The organism is Janthinobacterium lyxosi (assembly GCF_051380665.1).
In the GTDB taxonomy this organism is placed as follows: Bacteria; Pseudomonadota; Gammaproteobacteria; order Burkholderiales; family Burkholderiaceae_D; genus Janthinobacterium.
Window position 1 is genome coordinate 226,732 of sequence record NZ_JBNYXM010000004.1, and the last position, 23,375, is coordinate 250,106.

A 23,375-nucleotide genomic window follows, 5' to 3' on the forward strand; every position below is an offset into this window, starting at 1 on the left:
TGCGCAGGCAGCCATCGGCGCCGGCATCACCGGCAAGTGCGTAGTTTAACCTGCCGCGCGCGTTAGGGCACGCCATTTCCGGCATGCCCCCTGCACGGCGGCCTTATTTGGCAGGCGGCACAGGTACAGCAACGGCCGGCGTGCTGACAGCGGCGGCGGCCGCCTTGGCCTGCGCTTCGGCCTGGCGCTGGGCCAGGCGTTGCGCCACGCGTTTCTGGCGCGCCACGGCGTCAGCCTGCTTGCGCGCATAGTCTGCCTCGCGGGCCGCGCGGCGCGGCGCGTCGGCAACGTCGGCGGCAGCCTGTCTCGCCACCTTCGCCGCTTGCTCAGCCTCGCGCTCGGCAACGCTCTTGCCTGCCGGCTTGGGCGGTGCCGGCTCGGGCGCGACGACCTTCACGGGCTTGGGCATGGCCGCAGCGCGCTGCTCGGCGTCGAGACGCGCACTCTCCTGCGTCCTGGCCAGGTCGATATCGCGCAGGCGCACGGACTCGGCCCGTTTGAAGTAGTTCGCTTCCGCGTCGACGGCGCGCAGGCGCACCAGAATCAGACGGCGCTTTTCCTTGGCAGTGTCCAGGCAGTTATTCACGAAAAACTTGTTGTAGCACTCCAGTTCGCGCGCGGAAAACTCATTTTCAGCGGCCTCGCGCTCGCTGGCTGACTGCTTCAGCTTGGCGTCCGCCTCTTCCACCGACAAGGTGGCGGGCACCTGCGGCGCTCCGACCTCATCCAATGCCGCGACACCCTGGTGCGCGCAGGCGGACAACGCCAGGGCCAGGCCCAGCGCCGCACCCAGCTTGTATAGTGTATTTGCCATCATATTCATTATCCCTGCCTCAAACGATCGCGTCGGCCGCGCCGCGCTGTTCTTTTTCCATGTATTCGCGCGATTGCATCTCGATGATACGCGAAACGGTACGGTGAAACTCGTTGGCCAGCATGCCGTTCGTGTACAGCTGCTCGGGCGCCACCTCGGCCGACATGATCAGCTTGACCTTTTGATCATAAAACACGTCGATCAGCCAGGTAAAGCGGCGCGCTTCGGACGACTGCGCCGCCGACATGGCGGGTATGCCGGACAATATCACCGTATGGAAGCGGCTGGCGATTTCCAGGTAATCATTTTGCGAACGGGGGCCGCCGCACAGGGTGGCGAAATCGAACCAGATGATGCCGCCCGCGCGGCGCAGGCAGTGGATTTCGCGGCTTTCGATGCGGATGCGCGCATCTTCGTCGGCCGTCTCGGCGATGCGCGTGTAGGCGTCACGCAGGGCCTTGTCGGTCGCTGCGCCCAGTGGCGTATAGTAACTTTCCACCTGTTCCAGCGCGCGGCCGCGGTAATCGACGCCGGCATCGACGTTCATCACGTCGAGCTTGTCCTTCAGCAGGGCGATGGTCGGCAGCATGCGGTCGCGATGCAAGCCGTCCGGATACAGCAGGTCCGGGTCGTAATTCGAGGTCATGATGAAGGACACGCCATTGGCGAACAGGGCCGACAGCAGGTTGTACAGGATCATCGCGTCGGCGATGTCGGAGACGTGGAATTCATCGAAACAGATCAGGCGGTATTTCTTGGCGATGCGCTTGGCAACCTCATCTAACGGGTCGGCCACGCCTTTCAATTCATCGAGCTGCTGGTGCACGCCGCGCATGAATTCGTGGAAGTGCAGGCGCGTCTTGCGCACCAGGGGCACGACCGAATAAAAACTGTCCATCAGGAACGATTTGCCGCGCCCCACCCCACCCCACATATACACGCCTTTCGGCACAGCAGGTCGGTTGAGCAGGCGCTTGAAGGTACTCGAGCGCTGGCCCTTGTAAGCCACCCACTCGTCATAGCACAGCTGCAGACGGTCGACCGCGCGCCGTTGAGCGGCATCGGCCTTGAAATCGCGCTTCTGCAACGCGTGCTGGTAAAACTCTTCAACGTTCATGGGATTCGATTCAACAGGGATTCTTGACATAGCGCAAACGGGCCGGCAAGGCAGAAACTGCTTTGCCGGCCCGCTGCGAAGTACCGTACCGCTTAGAAGTTCAGCGTACGCTTATCGACGGCCAGTGCCGCTTCCTTGGTCGCTTCCGACAGGGATGGGTGCGCATGGCAGATGCGCGCAATGTCTTCGGCCGACGCCTTGAATTCCATCGCCACGACGGCTTCGGAAATCAGTTCGGAGGCCATCGGGCCGACGATGTGCACGCCGAGGATTTCATCGGTGGTCGCATCGGCGAGGAATTTCACCATGCCCGAAGTGTCACCCAGCGCGCGCGCACGGCCGTTGGCCATGAACGGGAAGGTGCCTGCCTTGTAGGCAATGCCTTCGGCCTTCAGGGTTTGCTCGGTCTTGCCGACCCACGCGATTTCCGGCGAGGTGTAGATCACCCACGGAATCGTGTTGAAGTTGGTGTGGCCATGCTGGCCAGCGATACGCTCGGCCACGGCAACGCCTTCTTCTTCCGCCTTGTGGGCCAGCATCGGGCCGCGCACGACGTCGCCCACTGCCCACACGTTCGGCAGGTTGGTCTTGCAGTCGCCGTCGACGGCGATGAAGCCGCGCTCGTCGAGCTGCAGGCCGACTTTATCCGCGCCCAGGCCATTCGTGTTCGGCGTACGGCCGATCGAGATGATCAGTTTGTCGAACACGGCTTTTTGCGCTTCGCCCTTGGCGTCCACGAATTCCAAGGTGACGTCTTTCTTGCCTGGCGTGATCGCACCGATCTTGCAACCGAGGTTGATCTTCAAGCCTTGCTTGGTGAACAGCTTCGACGCTTCCTTGGCGATCTGCTCGTCGACGGCGCCCAGGAAGACCGGCAGGCCTTCCAGCACCGTGACGTCGGAACCCAGGCGGCGCCAGACGCTGCCCATTTCCAGACCGATCACGCCGGCACCGATGACGCCCAGCTTGGCTGGAACGGCGTCGATGGTCAGTGCGCCCGTGTTCGACAAGATCAGTTTCTCGTCGAATGGTGCGCCCGGCAGTTCGCGTGCGTTCGAACCCGTGGCGATGACCACGTGCTTGGCGCTCAATGTTTCGTTGGCTGCGCCCGTCACGCTGATCTCATACGCGCCAGCGGCGGCGGCAGCGAAAGCGGCGCGGCCGTGGAAGAAGGCGATCTTGTTCTTCTTGAACAGGTACAGGATGCCGTCGTTGTTTTGCTTGACGACCGTGTCTTTGCGCTTGAGCATCTGGCCCAGGTTCAGCTTCAGGCCGGCGACATCGATGCCGTGTTCGGCGAAGCTGTGGCCCGCGTGTTCAAAATGCTCGGACGATTGCAGCAGCGCTTTCGACGGGATGCAGCCGACGTTGGTGCAGGTACCGCCAGGAGCGGCGCCGCCCTTGGCGTTCGACCACTCGTCGACGCAGGCGACGGAAAAGCCCAGCTGGGCTGCGCGGATGGCGGCGATATAGCCGCCAGGGCCCGCACCGATGACAACTACGTCAAATTGTTTAGTACTCATGTTTTGTTATTCCAATCTCTTCGTCTGGTACGAAAATCCACAATAAAAGGTAAATCACCACGCCGAAGCCGAAGGTCAATGTAAACAGGACGAAGACGAGGCGCCAGATCCACGCTTCCATGCCGGAAGCGCGGCCCAGGCCACCGCAGACGCCACCGAGCCAGCGGTCGTTGCGCGAGCGGCGCAGGCGGCTGAATTCCTGCACAAGGTCGTTCGACGGGCCGGAGTCGGACGGACTGTCCGATTTGTCCAGGTTGATATTGCTCAGGAGCTTGGCTTTCGCTTGCGCGAATTCCGCGTCGCTCAGGGCGCCCGCCAGGTGCAACTCGTGCAGACGCTTGATTTCTTCAGAGACGTTCATGGGAATCCTCTTTCATTGAGATCAACCAGCTGCGTCTTCTGGCAATGGGTATCAACTACATTGCCCCGGCGGCGACGCCGGGGGTCTACAGTGCTTACAGGTCCAGCAGCAGGCGTGCAGGATCTTCCAGCGCTTCTTTCATCGCCACCAGGCCCAGGACGGCTTCGCGGCCGTCGATGATGCGGTGGTCGTAGGACATGGCCAGGTAGTTCATCGGACGCACCACGATCTGGCCGTTTTCGACAACGGCGCGGTCCTTGGTCGCATGCACGCCCAAGATGGCCGATTGTGGCGGATTGATGATCGGGGTCGACAGCATGGAACCGAAGGTGCCGCCGTTCGAAATCGAGAACGTGCCGCCCGTCAGGTCGTCCAGGGTCAGTTTGCCTTCCTTGGCTTTCGCGCCGAATTCACCGATTTTTTTCTCGATGTCGGCGATCGACAGCTGGTCCGCGTTGCGGATGATAGGCACGACCAGGCCGCGTGGCGAACCGACAGCGATGCCGATGTCGAAGTAACCGTGGTAAACGATATCGTTGCCGTCAACGGAGGCATTGATGATCGGGTACTTTTTCAGGGCAGCGACGGCGGCCTTGACGAAGAAGGACATGAAGCCCAGCTTGACGCCGTGCTCTTTCTCGAACTTGTCCTTGTATTTGTTGCGCAGGTCGATGACCGGCTGCATGTTCACTTCATTGAACGTGGTCAGGATGGCGTTCGTCGATTGCGATTGCAGCAGGCGCTCGGCGATACGCGCGCGCAGGCGGCTCATCGGCACGCGCTCTTCAGGACGGTCGCCCAGGCTGGCGATGCTCGGTGTGGCAACTTGCTGCAGCGCAGGCTTGGCAGCGGCTGGCGCCAATGGCGCGACAGCTGGCTTGGCGGAAGCGGCCAGGGCGTCGCCCTTGGTCACGCGGCCATCTTTGCCGGAACCGGCGACGTCGCCAGCGGACAGGCCTTTTTCGGACAGGATCTTGGCGGCGGCAGGCATGGCGACATCGCCTTTGGTCGCAGCAGCTGGGGCGGATGCGGTAGCGGCGTCTTGCGCAGCGGCAGCCAGGGCAGGCGCAGGAACAGCAGATACTTCCATCGGGCTGACCTTGGCCGAGCCGTCGGTATCGATGATGGCGATGACTTCGCCGGCGACGACGATGGCGCCGTCGGCCTTGATGATTTGCACGATCACGCCAGCGGCTGGCGCCGGCAGTTCCAGCACCACTTTATCGGTTTCGATATCGATCATGTTTTCATCGCGCGCGACTGGCTCGCCGACTTTCTTGTGCCATGCCAGCAGGGTCGCTTCTGCAACCGATTCCGACAACTGGGGAACTTTGACTTCGATTTGTGCCATGTAAAACTCCGTTTATTTTGTTATTGCGGCGCCGCCCCTGCGTAGCAAGGGCGGCGCTCCGTCATGATGTATGCGAGCAGGCGCCATGCATAGACATGGCGCCCCTTATCCTGCCACTTACTTGGTCAGGATAAAACCCTTCAGCTTAGAGAATGCCGTTTCCAGCAGATCTTTTTGCTGGGCGTAGTGCTTGTCATAGTAACCAACAGCAGGCGACGCCGAAGCAGGACGGCCGGCGTAGGCCAGACGCTGACCCGATTCCAGGCCTTCGAAGATATTGTGCTGGATCTGGAACCAGGCGCCCTGGTTTTGCGGCTCGTCCTGGGCCCATACGACTTCGACCAGGTTCGGGAACTTCTTCAGTTCAGCAGCGAACGACTTGTGCGGGAACGGATACAGCTGTTCCAGGCGCACGATGGCCGTGTCGGTCTGGCCGCGTGTCTTGCGTGCGTTGACCAGGTCGTAGTAGACCTTGCCCGAGCAGGCGACCACGCGCTTGACTTTCTTGGCATCGATTTTGTCGTCGACTTCGCCGATGACGGTCTGGAAACCGCCCTTGGCCAGGTCGGTCAGCGGCGAACCGGCATCCTTGTTGCGCAACAGCGACTTCGGCGTCAGGATGACCAGCGGCTTGCGGAACTGGCGCACCATCTGGCGGCGCAGCAAATGGAAGATCTGCGAAGCCGTCGTCGGCTGCACCACTTGCATGTTGTTGTCTGCGCACAGCTGCAGGAAACGTTCAGGACGCGCGGACGAGTGCTCAGGACCCTGGCCTTCATAACCGTGCGGCAGCATCATGACCAGGCCCGAAGCGCGACCCCACTTCACTTCGCCGGAGCTGATGAATTGGTCGATTACCACTTGCGCGCCGTTGGCGAAGTCGCCGAACTGGGCTTCCCAGATCGTCAGCGTGTTCGGTTCAGCGGTCGAGTAGCCGTATTCGAAGGCCAGTACGGCTTCTTCGGACAGCACCGAGTCGATGACGGTGAACGGCGCCTGATTATCCGAGACGTTTTGCAGCGGAATGTAGGTACCTGCATCCCAACGCTCGCGGTTTTGATCATGCAAGACGGCGTGGCGGTGCACGAAGGTGCCGCGGCCGGCGTCCTGGCCCGTCAGGCGGATGGCGTAGCCGGACGATACCAGCGAGGCGTAGGCCAGGTGTTCGCCCATGCCCCAGTCCAGGTTCATTTCGCCACGGCCCATGGTGCCACGGTCGCCCAGTACTTTTTCAACCAGCGAGTGGACCTTGAAGTCTTCCGGCACGGTGGTGATGCGGGTGGCCAGGCGTTTCAGTTCCGTCATCGGTACGGCGGTGTCGGCCGAATCGGTCCATTTCTTGTTCAGGAACGGCAGCCAGTCGACGGCGTACTTGTTCTTGAAGTTCGAGATGACCGGATCGACGGTATGCTTGCCGGCGTCCATGGCGTCGCGGAAAGCGGCCACCATCTTGTCGCCGCCATCGGCAGGAATCACGCCTTGCGCTACCAGTTTGTCCGCGTACAGCTTGCGGGTGCCTGGATGCTGGGCGATCTTCTTGTACATCAGTGGCTGCGTCAGTGCCGGCGTATCTTGCTCGTTGTGGCCAAGCTTGCGGTAGCAGATAATGTCGAGGACGATGTCCTTCTTGAATTCCATGCGGTAGTCGAGCGCGATTTGCGTCGCCAGTACCACGGCTTCCGGATCATCGGCATTGATGTGCAGGACCGGTGCTTCGATCATCTTGACGACGTCCGAGCAGTACAGGGTCGAGCGTGCATCGCGCGGGTCCGAAGTGGTGAACCCGATCTGGTTGTTGATCACGATATGCACCGTGCCACCCGTATGGTAGCCACGGGTTTGCGCCAGATTCAACGTCTCCATGACCACGCCCTGGCCGGCGAAAGCGGCATCGCCGTGCACCAGGATAGGCAGCACTTGCGCGCCCTGCGCGTCGCCGCGGCGATCCATGCGGGCCTTGACGGAACCTTCGACCACAGGGTTGACGATTTCCAGATGCGACGGGTTGAACGCCAGCGACAAGTGGACCGGGCCGCCTGCGGTGGAGATGTCCGACGAGAAGCCTTGATGGTACTTCACGTCGCCGGCAGGCAGGTCGTCGCCATGCTTGCCTTCGAATTCTTCGAACAGTTCCTGCGGCGCCTTGCCCAGGGTGTTGACCAGCACGTTCAGGCGGCCGCGGTGGGCCATGCCGATAACGATTTCCTGCACGCCTTTTTCGCCGGCGCGCTGGATGGTTTCATCCATCGAGGCGATAAAGGTTTCGCCGCCTTCCAGGGAGAAGCGCTTCTGGCCCACGTAACGGGTGTGCAGATAGCGTTCCAGGCCTTCAGCCGCGGTCAGGCGGTCGAGGATGTGGATTTTTTTCTCTGGGGTGAAATTCGGGGTGGAGCGGATCGATTCCAGTTTCTCTTGCAACCAGCGCTTTTCGGCCGGATCGGAGATGTACATGAATTCGGCACCGATCGAACGCGTGTAGGTGTCGCGCAGATAGTTCAGCAGATCGCGCAGGGTGGCGGTCTCGGGGCCAAAATAGGTATTGCTGATGTTGAACACGGTGTCCATGTCCGCGTCGGTGAAACCGTAGAAGCTCGGCTCGAGCTCAGGGATCATCGGACGTTCCTGGCGTTGCAGCGGATCCAGATTGGCCCAGTGCGAACCGAGGTAGCGGTAAGCGGCGATCAGTTGCGTGGCGGCGACGCGCTTGCGGCCCATTTCAGCATCGAAGGAAGCGGTCACTGTGCGGATCGGACCAGCTTTTGCGCGCTCGGCGAACGAAGCGACGACGGAGGCGTGCGCCACGTCAGGCTTGTTGGTGCCGTCGACGGCAGGCACGTGCTGCATCGCGTCGAAGTAGGAACGCCAGTTATCGGGTACCGAGCCTGGATTGTTCAGATACGCTTCGTACAGGTCTTCCACGTACGGAGCATTCCCACCGAACAGGTAGGAGTTGGTCGTTAATTGCTGCATATATTGCTCACCTTTCTTCGCGCTTCGCGAGATTAGCGGGTTAATCTAACCTTCCGCGACACGGCCTGACCGGTTAGCGGATTGCACATCAAGTTGTGGGGAAGGGCTTTTTTATTGCACCAGCATTCTGCATACCGTCATTTAGAATAGCACGCGGTATTGTAACGCAACAACCACTAGTTGAATTTTATTTGGCAAGCAAATGTAAGCTGTGTTGTTGATTTTCCCGGGCTTGCAGCCCGTTACTGTTGCGCTTATGCGATTCCGCCGCCAGCATCAGCGCGGCGCTGGCGCGCAAGTGGTCTGACTGATAACGGCGGCGCCCCGATGGCCGCCAGCCAATCGGCATCGCCGGCAAACCACTCGACCAGGAAGTCGAGCATGGTGCGCAGCAGCGGCGACATGTGCTGGCGCGACGTATAGATGCCGTAGATACCCATGTCCTGCGGTTGATACGCGGGCAGGAGTTCCACCAGTTGCCCGCTGGCGATCAGCGGCGCGGCTGAATAGCGCGGCTGCATGGCGATGCCCGCCCCCGCTACCGTGGCCACCAGCAGCACCAGCGATTCATTCGCCGACAGGCGACCGCTGACGGGGACAGTAAGCGCTTCCCCATCGTGCATGAACTGCCACAGGCTCTTGCCGAAATACGTATAGGTCAGGCAGTTATGCAGGGCCAGGTCCTCCGCCCGGCGCGGCGTGCCATGCGCTGCCAGGTACAATGGTGCGGCGCACACCACCGAGGCGCAACTGGCCAGCTGGCGCGCGATCAGGTTCGGCTCGAGCGCGTTCGTGATGCGGATCGCCAGGTCGATGCGCTGCTCCACCAGGTTGACGGCGCGGTTCTCCATCTGCAGGTCGACGGCGGCGCGCGGGTAGCGCCGCAGGTAAGCGGTCACTGCGCCAGCGAGCGCCGTCTGCGCCAGCGATTGCGAGCAGCTAATGCGCAGCAAGCCGTGCGGCGTATCGAGGCCTTCGGGCGAGGCGACAGCCATGGCGCCAGCCACTTCCAGCATCTGGCGGCAGCGCGCCAGCGTGACCTCGCCCGCATCCGTCAAGCTCAGACGGCGCGTGGTGCGATGCAACAGGCGCGCCCCGGCCCACTGCTCCATCTCGGCCAGGTAACGCGTCACCATGGCGCGCGACATATCGAGCGCCTCGCTGGCGGCCACCATGCTGCCGCGCTCGGCGATGGCGACAAACACTTGTGCGGCGGTGATGCGGTCCATCTGCGACTCTCCATTGATTCGTTCGATCCGTGCAATTACGTATTGCAATCTACCCTATTTCTCACGCCTGGTCGAAAGAATAATATGCGGGAGAGTATCCAATGCAGAAAGAACAATATGCTTGCACGCGCCGTCCACTCCTTCCGCACACTGGAAACCTTCCAACTGGATGTGCTGGGATGCGCACCGTCCACTTCACTGCTGCTGAGCGGTGCGGAAGACGCCATCCTCGTCAACGCCCAGTTCCTGCGCGACGATGCGGCGCAGTTAGCGCACACCATCACCGCCAGCGGCAAGCGCCTGACCACCATCTATATCAGCGCAGCCGAACCGCAAGCCCATTTCGGCCTGGGCGTGCTGCAGCAAGCCTTTCCGCAAGCCGACATCCTGGCCAGCGGCGCCACGGTCGAAGCGATCCGCCGCCAGGCCGGCGCCAGGGTCGCCCACTGGGGCGGCATCCTCAAGCACAATGCGCCGCGCCGCATCGTCCTGCAGCAGCCCTATGAGGGTGCCAGCCTGCAACTGGAGGGCTGGCACGTTGCCCTGCGCCACCTGTACGCGGCGTTGAACTGAGGCTGGACCAGCGGTCTTACAAGGCGCCCAGGAAGCGCTCATACTCTTGCGCGCTACGCGCCAGCCGCTCGGCATAGCCCGCTTCCTTCGGCCCGTCTTCCGCGCCATAGAAAGCAAAGAAGCGGCGGTTGTCGGCGCCGATATACGCCAGAGTGACATCGAACGGCGCCAGCAGCTGCGCCAGGGTGACATTCCACTTGCCTTGCGGCGTGAAGTCTTCCTGGCGGATGCCAGCCGTGACGGCCAGCGCCACTTTTCTCCCCCTGAAAGCATCGCCGCCCGTGCCGTAAGCCCAGCCATGCGCCAGCACCTCGTCGAGCCACCGCTTCAGCAAGGGCGGACAGTTGAACCAGTACACGGGGAACTGCAAGACCACATTGGCGTGCACCTCCACCAGCGCCTGTTCCCGCGCCACGTCAATGTTGCCATCAGGATAAGCCTGCTGCACGTCGTGGATGGTGTAGCGGTCGGGATACCGCGCCAGCTCCTGCAGCCAGCGCTTGTTGGCCACCGAGGTGGCGATGGAGGGATGGAAGACGATAACGAGGGTTTTCTTCATGCTGCTTTCCTGAGTATGGGATGGATGCACCGGCCCGCATGCACAGAAAAGCAGGCAAGCCGATACCCTGCCCCGTGGCGCGTGGCCGCACTCCCAGAGGCAGAAACAGCATAGCCATCGCGGGTACTTTTCACAAGTACGCACATTGACTGCTCATACCATATTAAAAGTAAGCTACCCGAGCGCAGAAATCCCCTTGCCATGCACTTTCGGATCAGACTGGCTGGTGCCGTTCGCCCCACTCGCACAAGGTATGCAGCACAGGGATCAGCGAGGCGCCCTTGCTTGAGAGGGAATATTCGACCTTGGGCGGCACTTGCGCATATTCCTTGCGAATGATCAGCGCGTCGGCCTCCAACTCCTTCAGGACGACGCTGAGGGTCTTGAAGGCGATGCCACCGAGGTGCCGCTTGAGTTCATTGTGACGCAGCACCTTGCTTTCAGCGAGTGCGTACAGGATCAGCATCTTGTATTTGCCGCCGATCAGCGACAAGGTGTAGCCAAATGCCGTATCGCCCAGGGCCACGCCGCTGGGGGCGCATGTTTCTTCATTCATCGCGTGTGCTTCCTGTTGAACCAGGGTCCGAGCATAACAGCCTGACAGCCCTGGTTTGCATCGAGCGCAAGATGCCCATAAAAAAACGGGCCGAAGCCCGTTTTTTGTTTGCTCGATACCGCCGTGGATTAACGCTTGTCCAGTGGCAGTACTTCGCGCGTGGTCGAACCGACGAACAGCTGGCGCGGACGGCCGATTTTCTGCTCTGGGTCGGCGATCATTTCGTTCCACTGGGCGATCCAGCCGATCGTACGGGCCATAGCGAAGATACCGGTGAACAGCGACACAGGGATGCCCAGCGCCGATTGCACGATGCCCGAGTAGAAGTCGACGTTCGGGTACAGTTTGCGCGACACGAAGTAGTCGTCGTTCAGTGCAATCTTTTCCAGTTCCATCGCCAGCTTGAACAGCGGGTCGTCTTGCAGACCCAGTTCTTGCAGCACTTCGTAGCAGGTTTCACGCATCAGCTTGGCGCGTGGATCGAAGTTCTTGTACACGCGGTGACCAAAGCCCATCAGCTTGACGCCGGAGTTCTTGTCCTTGACTTGCTCGATGAAGGCAGGGATGTTCTCGACGGTGCCGATTTCTTTCAGCATGTTGAGTGCCGCTTCGTTGGCGCCGCCGTGGGCAGGGCCCCACAGGCAGGCGATACCGGCAGCGATACAGGCGAACGGGTTGGCGCCCGACGAACCGGCCAGACGGACGGTCGAGGTCGATGCGTTTTGCTCGTGGTCTGCGTGCAGGATCAGGATGCGGTCCAGGGCGCGCACCAGCACGTCGTTGACCTTGTACTCTTCGCACGGGTTGGCGAACATCATGTGCATGAAGTTGGCGCTGTACGACAGGTCGTTGCGTGGGTACACGAACGGCTGGCCGACCGAGTACTTGTAGGTCATGGCGACCAGGGTTGGCATCTTGGCGATCAGGCGGATGGCCGACACTTCGCGGTGACGCGGGTCGTTGATGTCCAGCGAGTCATGGTAGAACGATGCCAGCGCGCCGACGGTGCCCACCAGGACCGACATCGGATGCGCGTCGCGGCGGAAGCCACGGAAGAAGAATTGCATCTGTTCGTGCACCATCGTGTGCTTGGTGACGGTGTCGACGAACTTGGCTTTCTGCGCCGCGTTCGGCAGTTCGCCGTTCAGCAGCAGGTAGCACGATTCCATGAAGTCGGCGTTGACGGCCAACTGTTCGATCGGGTAACCACGGTACAGCAGCTCGCCCTTGTCGCCGTCGATGTAGGTGATCGACGAGTTGCAGGCGGCCGTCGACATAAAGCCTGGGTCGTAGGTGAACTTGCCGCTACCGGCGTACAGTTTGCGGATGTCGATGACGTCCGGGCCAACCGTGCCTTTGTAGATTGGAAATTCAAGCGATGGGCTGCCATCGGAGAACGACAGGGTAGCTTTTGTGTCAGAGATATTCATGGGCTCTTCCTTCTCGGGAGTGAGTCGAAATTAAAATCAAAAATTCTGGCTGCAATTCGCACCGCAATTCGGCAGTGCTACAGCGCGCCACTCGCACCGTTTGCAATATATCGCCCAGGCGTCTAGGCAATGCGCAGTCGTTGCAGCAGTGCGCACACATGCGGCAGATCGACTTCGCCTTCCGGCTCTTTACGGGCCAGTACCAGATCCATTAACGCATTGTCCGATAAATCCAGCAAACGCGTCAGCGCGTCAACTTCTTCATCGGTCAATTCGGTTTCATACGCATCGAGAAAACGGGTCAGGATAATGTCGTTTTCCAGCAGGCCACGGCGTGAACGCCAGCGCAGGCGGGCGCGATTGGCCGGGTCGGCCTGATGCGAGGACAAAATTGATTCTGTCATTTGGTTTACCACTTTACGCGTGCCTCGCGGCACGCTGCTGCTTTGCAGGCGCCGCCTGCAGGCAAGAGAGGATACCCTCTTCCCGCAAACGGCGCCCGACGGACGCGATCAGACGAATCAGATCGCGCGGCGGACCATCAATTCCTTGATCTTGCCGATCGCCTTGTTCGGGTTCAAGCCTTTCGGGCAGACGTCAACGCAGTTCATGATCGAATGGCAACGGAACAGGCGGTACGGGTCTTCCAGGTTGTCCAGACGCGCGCCCGTGGCTTCGTCGCGCGAATCGGCGATGAAGCGGTAGGCTTGCAGCAGGCCAGCCGGGCCGACGAATTTGTCCGGATTCCACCAGAACGACGGGCACGACGTGGAGCAGCATGCGCACAAGATGCACTCGTACAGGCCATCGAGTTCTTCGCGCTGTTCCGGCGACTGCAGGCGTTCTTTTTCAGGCGGGATCGAATCGTTGATCAGGAACGGCTTGATCGAATCGTACTGCTTGAAAAATTGCGTCATGTCGACGATCAGGTCGCGGATGACCGGCAAACCTGGCAACGGACGCAGCACGATAGGCTCGGACAGTTCATTCAGGTTGGTGGTGCATGCCAGGCCGTTCTTGCCGTTGATGTTCATCGCGTCCGAACCGCACACGCCTTCGCGGCACGAGCGGCGCAGGGCCAGCGAGTCATCGACGTCCGCCTTGATGCGCTGCAGTGCGTCGAGCAGCATCTTGTCGGTGTCTTTCAGTTCGACCGTCAGGTCTTGCATGTACGGCTTGGCATCCTGGTCAGGATCGTAGCGGTAGATTTTGAATTTAAGAGTGCGTGCCATGGTATAGCCTTAGAAAGTACGTGGTTTCGGTTTGAAGGTATCAACCGTCAGCGGCTTGGTCACGACTGGCTTGTATGCCAGTCGGTTGCCTTCCGAATACCACAGAGTGTGCTTCATCCAGTTGTCGTCATCACGTTGCGGATAGTCGTCCTGGGCGTGCGCGCCGCGCGATTCCTTGCGGGCTGCCGCCGAAACGATGGTCGCTTTGGCCGTTTCGATCAGGTTGTCCAGTTCCAGCGCTTCCACGCGGGCCGTGTTGAAGACCATCGATTTATCCTTGAAGGAGACGTGCTTGCGGCGCTCGTCGAGCTTCATGATTTCTTCGACGCCCTTGTTCAGCATCTCGTCGGTACGGAACACGCCGCAGTACTTCTGCATCGTTGCGCGGATGTCGTTCGCCACGCCCTGCACGGTTTCCGAGCCGGTCGAATTTTCCAGGCGCGCCAGGCGACCCATGGCAAATTCGGCAGCATCGGCCGGCAAAGGCTTGTTTTCCTTGGCTTTCAGGCCGCTGTTGACAATGTGGTTGCCGGCCGCGCGGCCGAAGACCACCAGGTCCAGCAGCGAGTTCGTGCCCAGGCGGTTGGCGCCGTGCACGGAAACGCAGGCGCATTCGCCGATCGCGTACAGGCCGTTGACGACTTTCGCCGAATTATCCGGACCGGTCGGGGTGACGACCTGGCCGTGGATGTTCGTTGGAATGCCACCCATCTGGTAGTGAATCGTCGGCACGACAGGAATCGGTTCCTTGGTGGCGTCGACGTTGGCGAACTTGTGGCCGATTTCCAGGATCGACGGCAGGCGCTTGGCGATGGTGTCGGCGCCGATATGGCGCAGGTCCAGCATCACGTGGTCCTTGTTCGGACCGCAGCCGCGGCCTTCCTTGATTTCCTGGTCCATCGAACGCGAGACGAAGTCGCGCGGCGCCAGATCTTTCAGGGTCGGTGCATAGCGCTCCATGAAGCGTTCGCCTTCGCTATTGATCAGGATGCCGCCTTCGCCGCGCACGCCTTCGGTGATCAAGACGCCCGCGCCGGCCACGCCGGTCGGGTGGAACTGCCAGAATTCCATGTCCTGCAGCGGCAGGCCGGCGCGTGCCGCCATGCCCATGCCGTCGCCCGTATTGATGAAGGCGTTAGTCGATGCGGCGAAGATGCGGCCTGCGCCGCCCGTTGCCATGACCGTCGTCTTTGCTTCCAGAATCATGCATTCGCCGGTTTCCATTTCCAGCGCGACAACACCGATCACGTCGCCTTCGGCGTCACGGATCAGGTCGATTGCCATCCATTCGACGAAGAAGTGCGTACGCGCACGCACGTTGCGCTGGTACAGCGTGTGCAACAAAGCGTGACCGGTACGGTCGGCTGCCGCGCAAGCGCGCTGCACCGGCTTTTCGCCGAAGTGGGCCGTGTGGCCGCCGAAGGGACGCTGATAGATGGTGCCGTCAGGGTTGCGGTCGAATGGCATGCCGAAGTGTTCCAGTTCGTACACGACTTTCGGTGCTTCGCGGCACATGAATTCGATGGCATCCTGGTCGCCCAGATAGTCGCCACCCTTGACGGTGTCGAACATGTGCCAGAACCAGTTGTCTTCGGCCATGTTGCCGAGCGACGCGCCAATACCGCCCTGCGCCGCAACAGTGTGCGAGCGGGTCGGGAAAACTTTCGACAGGACAGCGACATTCAAGCCGGCTTCAGCCAGTTGCAACGACGCGCGCATGCCGGAACCGCCGGCGCCAACGATAACCGCATCAAAGCGGCGGGTAGGAATTGCAGATTTATATGCTGCCACGATTACACACTCCAGAGTATCTGCACCGTCCAAGCGGCACAAGCGATCAACCACAGCATGGTGGCAATTTGCAGCGTCAAACGGAGGCCAGCGCTTTTCACGTAGTCCATCCAGATATCGCGTACGCCAACCCATGCGTGGTAAAACAGGGCGACGAAAGTCACCAGGCTGAACAATTTAAACCACTGCTGTGCGAACAAACCGGCCCAGCCTTCATAGCTGAAATTATTGCCGGTCAGGAAGGAAATCAGCAGGATGGCGACGTAGGCCACCATGACGATGGCGGTGACGCGTTGCGCCAGCCAATCGCGCAAGCCGTAATGGGCACCGACGACGAGGCGTTTCGGTCCGATATTATTGTCTGCCATGTTTAAAATACTCCAAACAGTTTCAAAGCGACCAAGGCCGTCAACACCACGCTCACGACCAGCACGGAGGTAGCGGTCTTGCGTGCCGAATCTTTTTCGATGGCGACGTGTACATCCATGAACAGGTGGCGAATACCGGCGCAGAAGTGGTGCAGGAAGGCCCAGACCAGAGCCAGGGTGATCAGCTTGACGAACCAGTGCGATGCGATGCCCTGGAAGTAAGCGTAGGACATTTCGGAACGCAAGCTCTGTTCCAGCATGTACAGGATGCAGGGCAGCAGGGCGAAAATGATAAAGCCGCTGATACGATGCAGGATCGAGACGATGGCGCCGACGGCCATGCGGTAATTCGACAATTCGGTAACATGAATGTTACGGAATTCCGGCCGTTCTTTTTTTGGTACTTCTCTTACGGCTTCAGACATAACAAAAACCTCCCCTTGATAACTAAATATTGAAGCGAAGCCGCGATTTTCGCCTATTTTCGCAACCCACACCAATATCTATTGTTGCATATAACCAAAATGGTTTTTTACTACAAAATATCGCGCTACTTTCCGTAGTTCACGTAATTTAATTACAGAATCGCCGGCAAAACACAGTCCACTCCGGGTGCGCCACGCTTTGCCTGCGCATTCTGTTGTCTCCCATGCCCGCCTTGCGACCGACACTTTCAAGCGATGCACGCCAACCTTGCCGCTTGTCCGGACGCCCGCGGGCGCCCCGCCGCTTCAGCTGAGTTCATTCTGATAATGATGACGACTGGTCAGGTACAAGCCCCGGCGCAGTTCGACCGGCTTGTCGCCGTAGGTAAACGACACGCGCTCGGAACTGAGCAAGGGCGTGCCGAGGTCGATATTTAACAATTGCGCGGCGCCCGCATCGGCGCACACGGCGCGGATCTGCTCGGACGCGCGTATCATGCGCGTGCCAAATTCCGTTTCGAACAGGCCGTACATGGGGCCCTTGTACTCCACCAGACGCTCGGCCGTCAGGCCCTTGAAGATCAGGCCAGGCAGCCACAGCTCCTCGACGATGGTCGGCACGCCGTCGAAATACTGTACGCGCTTGATGAAGATGACGGCGTCACCGGACTTCAGGTCCATCAGGCGCGCCACATCGGCGGGCGCGCGCACGCGCTTGACCTCGATGAACTTGCTTTCTGGGTAATGCGGCACACCTTCGTCCGGCACCAGGCGCAGGAAGCGGAAATGCGCGCGCGCCTCATGGTGAGTGGAAACAAAAGTGCCCTTGCCCTGGCGGCGCATGACGAGATTCTCGGCGGCCAGCTCATCGATCGCCTTGCGCACCGTGCCCTGGCTGACCTTGAAACGGCCTGCCAGCTCGACTTCGCTGGGGATTAGCTCACCCGGCTTCCACTCGCCCGATTGCAGGCTCTGCGTAATGAGCGCCTTGATTTGCTGGTACAGGGGACTGAAGGTGGGCGAAGCGCTGGCGACGGGCATCGCTGCAGTGGTATTGCTGCTGACCACCACGGTGACAGGCGCGCCGGCCGCTGCGGCAACGGGCGTGGCGGGGGTGCTCGCGGTCGGACTGACCGCCCCGCTTGCAGCAGTGGCATTATTGGTCAGATTGGACGAGGCGGAATTCATAGTCCGACATTTCAACACAAATCACTGCCCGCGTCCAGTAAAACACTCGCAGTTATCTGTCTTATATAAGACATAAGATATGATTGACAGATACAGATCAGAGGCCTAAACTGCCTTCGATAAAACTTGTGAGCCATCGTTTTATGTTGTCGGCCAGCCACTCTGGCCTCGTGCAGCACGAGCGTGACGGCAGCGTACACCAGCAATTCGGTGACGCGGGCCGGTTTTGGTATCATTATAGTTTTTCCGGATAAGCGTAAGCCCAGCTTCAAGCCCGTTTTCTTTCCCACTTTTGGAGATTCATCATGGCTAAAACCCCAATGCGTGTTGCAGTGACCGGCGCCGCCGGCCAGATCGGCTACGCCCTGTTGTTCCGCATCGCCAATGGCGACATGCTCGGCAAAGACCAGCCTGTCATCTTGCAACTGCTTGAAATCCCGGACGAAAAAGCCCAGAAGGCGCTCAAGGGCGTGATGATGGAAATCGACGACTGCGCCTTCCCGCTGCTGACGGAAATGACCGCCCACTCCGATCCGCTGACCGCATTCAAGGATGTCGACGTGGCCGTACTGGTTGGCGCGCGTCCACGCGGCCCGGGCATGGAACGCAAGGACCTGCTGGAAGCGAACGCGCAGATCTTCACGGTACAAGGCAAGGCGCTCGACGCCGTCGCTTCGCGCAATGTCAAAGTACTGGTGGTCGGCAACCCTGCCAACACCAACGCCTACATCGCCATGAAATCGGCGCCATCGCTGCCGGCGAAAAACTTTACCGCCATGCTGCGCCTGGACCACAACCGCGCGCTGTCGCAAGTCGCTGCCAAGACCGGCACCGCCGTCAAGGACATCGAGAAGCTGACCGTCTGGGGCAACCACTCGCCAACCATGTACGCCGACTACCGTTTTGCCACAGTCAACGGCAAGGCCGTCAAGGACCTGATCAACGACCAGGAATGGAACGCCAACACCTTCCTGCCGACCGTCGGCAAGCGCGGCGCGGCCATCATCGAAGCGCGCGGCCTGTCGTCGGCAGCGTCGGCAGCGAACGCCGCCATCGACCACATCCATGACTGGATGCTGGGCACGGCTGGCAAGTGGACCACCATGGGCGTTCCTTCGGATGGCTCGTATGGCATCCCTGAAGGCACCGTCTTCGGCTTCCCGGTCACCACCGACAACGGTGAGTACACCATCGTTCAAGGTCTGGAAATCGATGCATTCTCGCAAGAGCGCATCAACCTGACCCTGAAAGAACTGACCGAAGAGCGCGAAGGCGTGAAACACCTGCTGGCATAAATCCAGTATTGGCGGCGCGGCCTGAGCGCCGCCCGCCAAGAAGGCCGCCCCGCGAGATTCGCGGCGCGGCTGTTTTATCAAGTAGTTTTTACCTGCAGAAATGCCTTAAGCATGCACCCTTCCGAGGTTTTATTCCAAGGCAAACGCCAGCCGCTGTTGCTCGCCGCTTGCGACCACTACGCCGGCTCTGAAAAGCTGATGCGTAAATCGATTGCTTTGCAACAAGAGCTTGGGCCCCTGTTCGACATTACGTTCGACTGCGAAGACGGCGCCAGCGCCGGCAATGAAGAAACCCACGCCCACATGATCGCCGGCCTGCTGGCCAGCGACGAAAACCAGTTCAACCGCATCGGCGTACGCGTGCACGACGTCGACAGCCCGTTTTTCGCGCGCGACGTGGAAATCATCTGCTCCGCCGCGGCCCGCCTGGCCTACATCGCCGTGCCCAAGGTGGGCGGCGTGCAGGATGCCATGCTGGCCATCGACCTGATCAACCTGCACGCGCGCCGCGCCGGCCGCGACAACCTGCCCGTGCATATCCTGATCGAAACACATGGCGCGCTGCGCGACGCCTACGCGATCGCCGCCCTGCCCCAGGTCGAATGCCTGTCCTTCGGCATCATGGATTTCGTCTCGGCCCACTACGGCGCCATTCCCGCCGCCGCCATGCGCACGCCGGGCCAGTTCACGCACCCGCTGGTGGTGCGCGCCAAGCTGGAAGTGGCGGCCGCCTGCCACGCGCACGGCAAGGTACCGTCGCATAATGTGACGACCGACGTGCGCGATTCGGCCGTGGTGGCGAATGACGCCCAGCGCGCGACGGCCGAGTTCGGCTACACGCGCATGTGGAGCATCCACCCGGACCAGATCAAGCCCATCATCAAGGCCTTCACGCCGCGCCTGTCCGAAGTCAACGAGGCCAGCAACATCCTGAATGAAGCGCTGCGCGCCAACTGGGGACCGATTGCGCAAAATGGCCGCTTGCATGACCGCGCCAGCTACCGATATTATTGGACCGTTTTGCAACGCGCCAAACTGGCAGGCCTGGGCCTGCCCGAGGCGGCTGCTGCATTACTCAACGCGCTGCCCACCAGCACCACTGAAAACTGACAGGAATTACACGATGTCCCTCTCCAAATTAGCAATTGCCTGCAGCGTCGCGCTGGGCGCCATGACCCTCACGCTGGCGCCAGCCAGCTTCGCCGCCACGGATACCAAGGAGCCGGCAAAAGCCAAGGCAGTCAAGGCCAAGCCGAAAGCCAAGGCCGTCAAGGCCAAGGCTTCCGCCAAGGAAGCGCATCCGCTCGCCATGTCGGTCGTCGACAAGGAAGAATCCGATGAGCCGGACACCGCAGGCTCGGCCTCCACCGATTTCAATTGTGAACTTGGTAATAAAATTACCATCTACACCAATGCGACTGACGACAAACACATCGCCCTGCGCTGGAAGAAGCGCCTGCACCGCCTGAGCCGCGTTGGCACCACCACCGGCGCCAACCGCTTCGAGAACCGTTTGTATGGTCTCGTCTGGATCGGCATCCCGGCCAAGGGCATGCTGCTCGATTCCAAGCAGGGCCGCCAACTGGCCAATGAATGCAAGGATTCGGAGCAAGCCAAGCCGGCAGCCTTGGTGGAAGCCCCACCATCGCTGGGCGTGCTGCCGGCGACCGGCGGCTGATGTGAGCAGCAAGGGCCTCTTCGGGGGCTCAGTCATGTTTTGTAATTTGAATAATCAATAAATAGACGATACCCAACAAGGAGAGGTCATGTCCCGCAACACTCTGAACACGCTCAAGGACTTTAATATTTCGGATAGCAAGAAGGGCAAGCTGTACTCCCTGCCTGCGCTGGAAAAAAGCCTGGGCATCAATGTCTCCCGCCTGCCAGTGTCGATTCGCATCGTGCTCGAATCGGTATTGCGCAACTGCGACGGCAAAAAAGTCACCGAAGAACACGTCAAGCAATTGGCGAGCTGGGGCCCGACCGCCGAGCGCACCGACGAGATCCCGTTCGTAGTGGCGCGCGTCGTGCTGCAAGACTTCACCGGCGTTCCCCTGCTGGCCGACCTGGCAGCGATGCGCAACGTGGCCGCCAAGATGGGTATCGACGCCAAGAAGATCGAACCGCTGGTGCCGGTCGACCTGGTGGTCGACCACTCGGTGACCATCGATCACTACCGCGAAAAGAAAGCGTTGGACCTGAACATGAAACTGGAATTCTCGCGTAACAACGAGCGTTACCAGTTCATGAAATGGGGCATGCAGGCATTCGACACCTTCGGCGTCGTGCCACCAGGCTTCGGCATCGTCCACCAGGTCAACCTGGAATACCTGGCACGCGGCGTGCATCACGCAGGCAAGAAAGCTGGCGACGTGTACTACCCTGACACCCTGGTCGGCACCGACTCGCACACCACCATGATCAACGGCATCGGCGTGGTCGGCTGGGGCGTGGGCGGCATCGAGGCGGAAGCCGGCATGCTGGGCCAACCAGTCTACTTCCTGACGCCTGACGTGATCGGCGTGAACCTGTCGGGCGCGCTGCGCGAAGGCTGCACCGCCACCGATCTGGTGCTGACCATCACCGAACTGCTGCGCAAAGAGAAAGTCGTCGGCAAGTTCGTCGAATTCTTCGGCGAAGGTACGGAGTCCTTGACCCTGACGGACCGCGCGACGATCGCCAACATGGCACCGGAATACGGCGCGACCATGGGCTTCTTCCCGGTCGACGACGCGACCATCGATTACTTCAAGGGCACCGGCCGCAGCAAGGCTGAAATCGCCGCGTTCGAAGGCTACTTCAAGGCGCAAAACCTGTACGGCATTCCAAAAGCGGGCGAGATCGACTACACCCGCGTGGTGGAACTGAACCTGGCCACGGTCGCTCCGTCGCTGGCCGGCCCGAAACGCCCGCAAGACCGTATCGAAATCGGCAACGTCAAGGCCAACTTCGCGGAACTGTTCGCCAAGCCGACCACGGAGAACGGCTTCAACAAGAATCCGGCCGACCTGGCCGCCGTGTACGAAACGACGAATGGCGTGAAAGTATCGAACGGCGACGTGCTGATCGCCGCGATCACCTCGTGCACCAACACCTCGAACCCGAGCGTGATGCTGGCTGCCGGCCTGCTGGCCAAGAAAGCCGTGGAAGCCGGCCTGAAAGTCGCTCCGCACATCAAGACTTCGCTGGCTCCCGGCTCGCGCGTCGTCACCGAGTACCTGACCGCTGCCGGCCTGCTGCCCTACCTGGAAAAACTGGGCTTCGGCGTGACCGCCTACGGCTGCACCACCTGTATCGGCAATGCGGGCGACCTGACGCCTGAGCTGAACGCAGCGATTGCCACGCACGACATCGTCGCGTCGGCCGTGCTGTCGGGCAACCGCAACTTCGAAGCGCGTATTCACCCGAACATCCGCTCGAACTTCCTCGCTTCGCCACCGCTGGTCGTCGCCTACGCCATCGCCGGCAACATGACGCGCGACCTGATGACGGAACCTGTCGGCAAGGGCAAGGGCGGCAAGGACGTCTACCTGGGCGACATCTGGCCGACCTCGGCTGAAGTGTCGGCCATGATGAAGTTCGCCATGAACGCCAAGGTGTTCAAGGACAACTACGCGGACGTCAAGGGCGCCCCAGGCAAGCTGTGGGAGAAAGTCACCACCGTGTCCGGTCAAGTCTACAACTGGCCAAAATCGACCTACATCGCGGAACCGCCGTTCTTCGACAACTTCTCGATGACGCCAGCAGCTGTCGCCACCGGCATCGAAGGCGCGCGCGCACTGGGCGTGTTCGGCGATTCCATCACCACCGACCACATCTCACCAGCCGGCTCGATCCAGGAAAACGGTCCTGCAGGCAAATGGCTGAAGGAAAACGGCGTCCTGAAAGCGGACTTCAACTCCTACGGCTCGCGTCGCGGCAACCATGAAATCATGATGCGCGGCACGTTCGCCAACGTGCGTATCAAGAACCGCATGATCCCTGCCAAGGCAGACGGTTCGGCGGTCGAAGGCGGCATCACGATACACCAGCCTTCCGGCGAACAGATGTCGATCTACGACGCAGCGATGAAATATGTTGCTGAAGGCACGCCAACCATGGTCTTCGGCGGCGAAGAGTACGGTACGGGCTCGTCGCGCGACTGGGCAGCCAAGGGCACCCAGCTGCTGGGCGTAAAAGCCGTGATCACCCGTTCGTTCGAGCGCATCCACCGTTCGAACCTGGTGGGCATGGGCGTGCTGCCGCTGCAATTCATCGGCGACGACAGCGTACAAACGCTGGGCATCACCGGCAATGAAACCTTCGACCTGAAAGGCCTCGAAGGCGAAATCAAGCCACAGCAACTGGCCACCCTGGTGATCCACCGCGCCGACGGCACCAGCGTCGACGTGAAAGTACTGCTGCGCATCGATACGCCGATCGAAGTTGATTACTACAAGCATGGCGGTATCCTGCCATTCGTATTGCGTCAACTGCTGGCCGAGTAATCAGCCCAGCTGTGAGGCAAGATAAGAGCGCCGGTTTCGACCGGCGCTTTTTTTCGTCCCTCCACCCCGTTTTTCCTTGAAATTTCGACTATTGGCATGATCTGAG

General features: G+C 60.5%; 21 protein-coding genes. 5 read left to right on the forward strand and 16 right to left on the reverse strand.

Annotated features, from left to right (window positions below; all coding sequences use genetic code 11):
• Positions 1-103: 103 nt before the first annotated feature.
• From ACQ4WP_RS05810 to ACQ4WP_RS05840, 7 genes are all read right to left on the reverse strand, one after another.
• Positions 104-814 (reverse strand): hypothetical protein, encoded by a 711-nt coding sequence (locus ACQ4WP_RS05810; protein WP_436519086.1) that lies wholly within the window; start codon positions 812-814, stop codon positions 104-106.
• A 19-nt stretch (positions 815-833) separates the two neighbouring features.
• A complete protein-coding gene (zapE, locus tag ACQ4WP_RS05815; protein WP_071076265.1) occupies positions 834-1,931 on the reverse strand; it encodes a cell division protein ZapE in 1,098 nt (365 codons plus the stop codon).
• 92 nt (positions 1,932-2,023) lie between these two features.
• Positions 2,024-3,454: a dihydrolipoyl dehydrogenase gene (gene lpdA / locus ACQ4WP_RS05820; RefSeq protein WP_436519087.1), complete on the reverse strand. Its 1,431-nt coding sequence runs from the start codon at positions 3,452-3,454 to the stop codon at positions 2,024-2,026.
• A complete protein-coding gene (locus ACQ4WP_RS05825; RefSeq protein ID WP_436519088.1) occupies positions 3,444-3,815 on the reverse strand; it encodes a PspC domain-containing protein in 372 nt (123 codons plus the stop codon). The genes lpdA and ACQ4WP_RS05825 overlap by 11 nt, the downstream gene beginning before the upstream one ends.
• Before the next feature lie 94 nt (positions 3,816-3,909).
• Positions 3,910-5,166 carry a 2-oxoglutarate dehydrogenase complex dihydrolipoyllysine-residue succinyltransferase gene (gene odhB / locus ACQ4WP_RS05830; protein ID WP_436519089.1) on the reverse strand — a complete coding sequence of 419 codons (1,257 nt, stop codon included), beginning with the start codon at positions 5,164-5,166 and terminating at the stop codon, positions 3,910-3,912.
• 117 nt (positions 5,167-5,283) lie between these two features.
• On the reverse strand, positions 5,284-8,136 hold the full coding sequence (locus ACQ4WP_RS05835; protein WP_436519090.1) for a 2-oxoglutarate dehydrogenase E1 component: 2,853 nt from the start codon (positions 8,134-8,136) through the stop codon (positions 5,284-5,286).
• 254 nt (positions 8,137-8,390) lie between these two features.
• Positions 8,391-9,365: a LysR family transcriptional regulator gene (locus ACQ4WP_RS05840; RefSeq protein WP_436519091.1), complete on the reverse strand. Its 975-nt coding sequence runs from the start codon at positions 9,363-9,365 to the stop codon at positions 8,391-8,393.
• A 117-nt stretch (positions 9,366-9,482) separates the two neighbouring features.
• Between ACQ4WP_RS05840 and ACQ4WP_RS05845 the strand changes: the two genes are divergently transcribed.
• Positions 9,483-9,938 (forward strand): MBL fold metallo-hydrolase, encoded by a 456-nt coding sequence (locus ACQ4WP_RS05845; RefSeq protein WP_436519092.1) that lies wholly within the window; start codon positions 9,483-9,485, stop codon positions 9,936-9,938.
• A gap of 16 nt (positions 9,939-9,954) precedes the next feature.
• On the opposite strand, the gene ACQ4WP_RS05850 is transcribed toward ACQ4WP_RS05845, so the two are convergent.
• From ACQ4WP_RS05850 to ACQ4WP_RS05890, 9 genes are all read right to left on the reverse strand, one after another.
• On the reverse strand, positions 9,955-10,497 hold the full coding sequence (locus ACQ4WP_RS05850; RefSeq protein WP_436519093.1) for an NAD(P)H-dependent oxidoreductase: 543 nt from the start codon (positions 10,495-10,497) through the stop codon (positions 9,955-9,957).
• Positions 10,498-10,711: 214 nt separating this feature from the next.
• Positions 10,712-11,053, reverse strand: a complete 342-nt coding sequence (locus ACQ4WP_RS05855; protein ID WP_436519094.1) for a winged helix-turn-helix transcriptional regulator — start codon at positions 11,051-11,053, stop codon at positions 10,712-10,714.
• 128 nt (positions 11,054-11,181) lie between these two features.
• Positions 11,182-12,483, reverse strand: coding sequence for a citrate synthase (gene gltA, locus ACQ4WP_RS05860; protein ID WP_099400296.1), 1,302 nt, complete (start codon positions 12,481-12,483; stop codon positions 11,182-11,184).
• A gap of 122 nt (positions 12,484-12,605) precedes the next feature.
• The gene (locus ACQ4WP_RS05865) at positions 12,606-12,887 is read right to left on the reverse strand and encodes an FAD assembly factor SdhE (RefSeq protein ID WP_436519140.1); all 282 of its coding nucleotides are present in this window, start codon (positions 12,885-12,887) and stop codon (positions 12,606-12,608) included.
• 117 nt (positions 12,888-13,004) lie between these two features.
• Positions 13,005-13,715: a succinate dehydrogenase iron-sulfur subunit gene (locus tag ACQ4WP_RS05870; protein ID WP_034752075.1), complete on the reverse strand. Its 711-nt coding sequence runs from the start codon at positions 13,713-13,715 to the stop codon at positions 13,005-13,007.
• 9 nt (positions 13,716-13,724) lie between these two features.
• The gene (gene sdhA / locus ACQ4WP_RS05875) at positions 13,725-15,506 is read right to left on the reverse strand and encodes a succinate dehydrogenase flavoprotein subunit (protein ID WP_436519095.1); all 1,782 of its coding nucleotides are present in this window, start codon (positions 15,504-15,506) and stop codon (positions 13,725-13,727) included.
• A gap of 2 nt (positions 15,507-15,508) precedes the next feature.
• Positions 15,509-15,874, reverse strand: a complete 366-nt coding sequence (gene sdhD / locus ACQ4WP_RS05880) for a succinate dehydrogenase, hydrophobic membrane anchor protein (RefSeq protein ID WP_426070720.1) — start codon at positions 15,872-15,874, stop codon at positions 15,509-15,511.
• 2 nt (positions 15,875-15,876) lie between these two features.
• Entirely contained in the window at positions 15,877-16,299 is a 423-nt protein-coding gene (gene sdhC, locus ACQ4WP_RS05885; RefSeq protein WP_436519096.1) for a succinate dehydrogenase, cytochrome b556 subunit, read from the reverse strand.
• Between the two features lie 306 nt (positions 16,300-16,605).
• Positions 16,606-17,487, reverse strand: coding sequence for a GntR family transcriptional regulator (locus ACQ4WP_RS05890; RefSeq protein ID WP_436519097.1), 882 nt, complete (start codon positions 17,485-17,487; stop codon positions 16,606-16,608).
• 305 nt (positions 17,488-17,792) lie between these two features.
• Here ACQ4WP_RS05890 and ACQ4WP_RS05895 point away from each other — a divergent pair, with 305 nt between their 5' ends.
• The 4 genes from ACQ4WP_RS05895 (at position 17,793) to acnA (ending at position 23,269) form a co-directional block, all read left to right on the forward strand.
• A complete protein-coding gene (locus tag ACQ4WP_RS05895; protein WP_034789110.1) occupies positions 17,793-18,782 on the forward strand; it encodes a malate dehydrogenase in 990 nt (329 codons plus the stop codon).
• 111 nt (positions 18,783-18,893) lie between these two features.
• Complete coding sequence (locus ACQ4WP_RS05900) at positions 18,894-19,892, forward strand: HpcH/HpaI aldolase/citrate lyase family protein (RefSeq protein ID WP_436519098.1); 999 nt, start codon at positions 18,894-18,896, stop codon at positions 19,890-19,892.
• A gap of 13 nt (positions 19,893-19,905) precedes the next feature.
• Positions 19,906-20,460, forward strand: coding sequence for a hypothetical protein (locus ACQ4WP_RS05905; RefSeq protein ID WP_436519099.1), 555 nt, complete (start codon positions 19,906-19,908; stop codon positions 20,458-20,460).
• 88 nt (positions 20,461-20,548) lie between these two features.
• Entirely contained in the window at positions 20,549-23,269 is a 2,721-nt protein-coding gene (acnA, locus tag ACQ4WP_RS05910) for an aconitate hydratase AcnA (protein ID WP_436519100.1), read from the forward strand.
• The last annotated feature ends 106 nt before the right edge of the window (positions 23,270-23,375 follow it).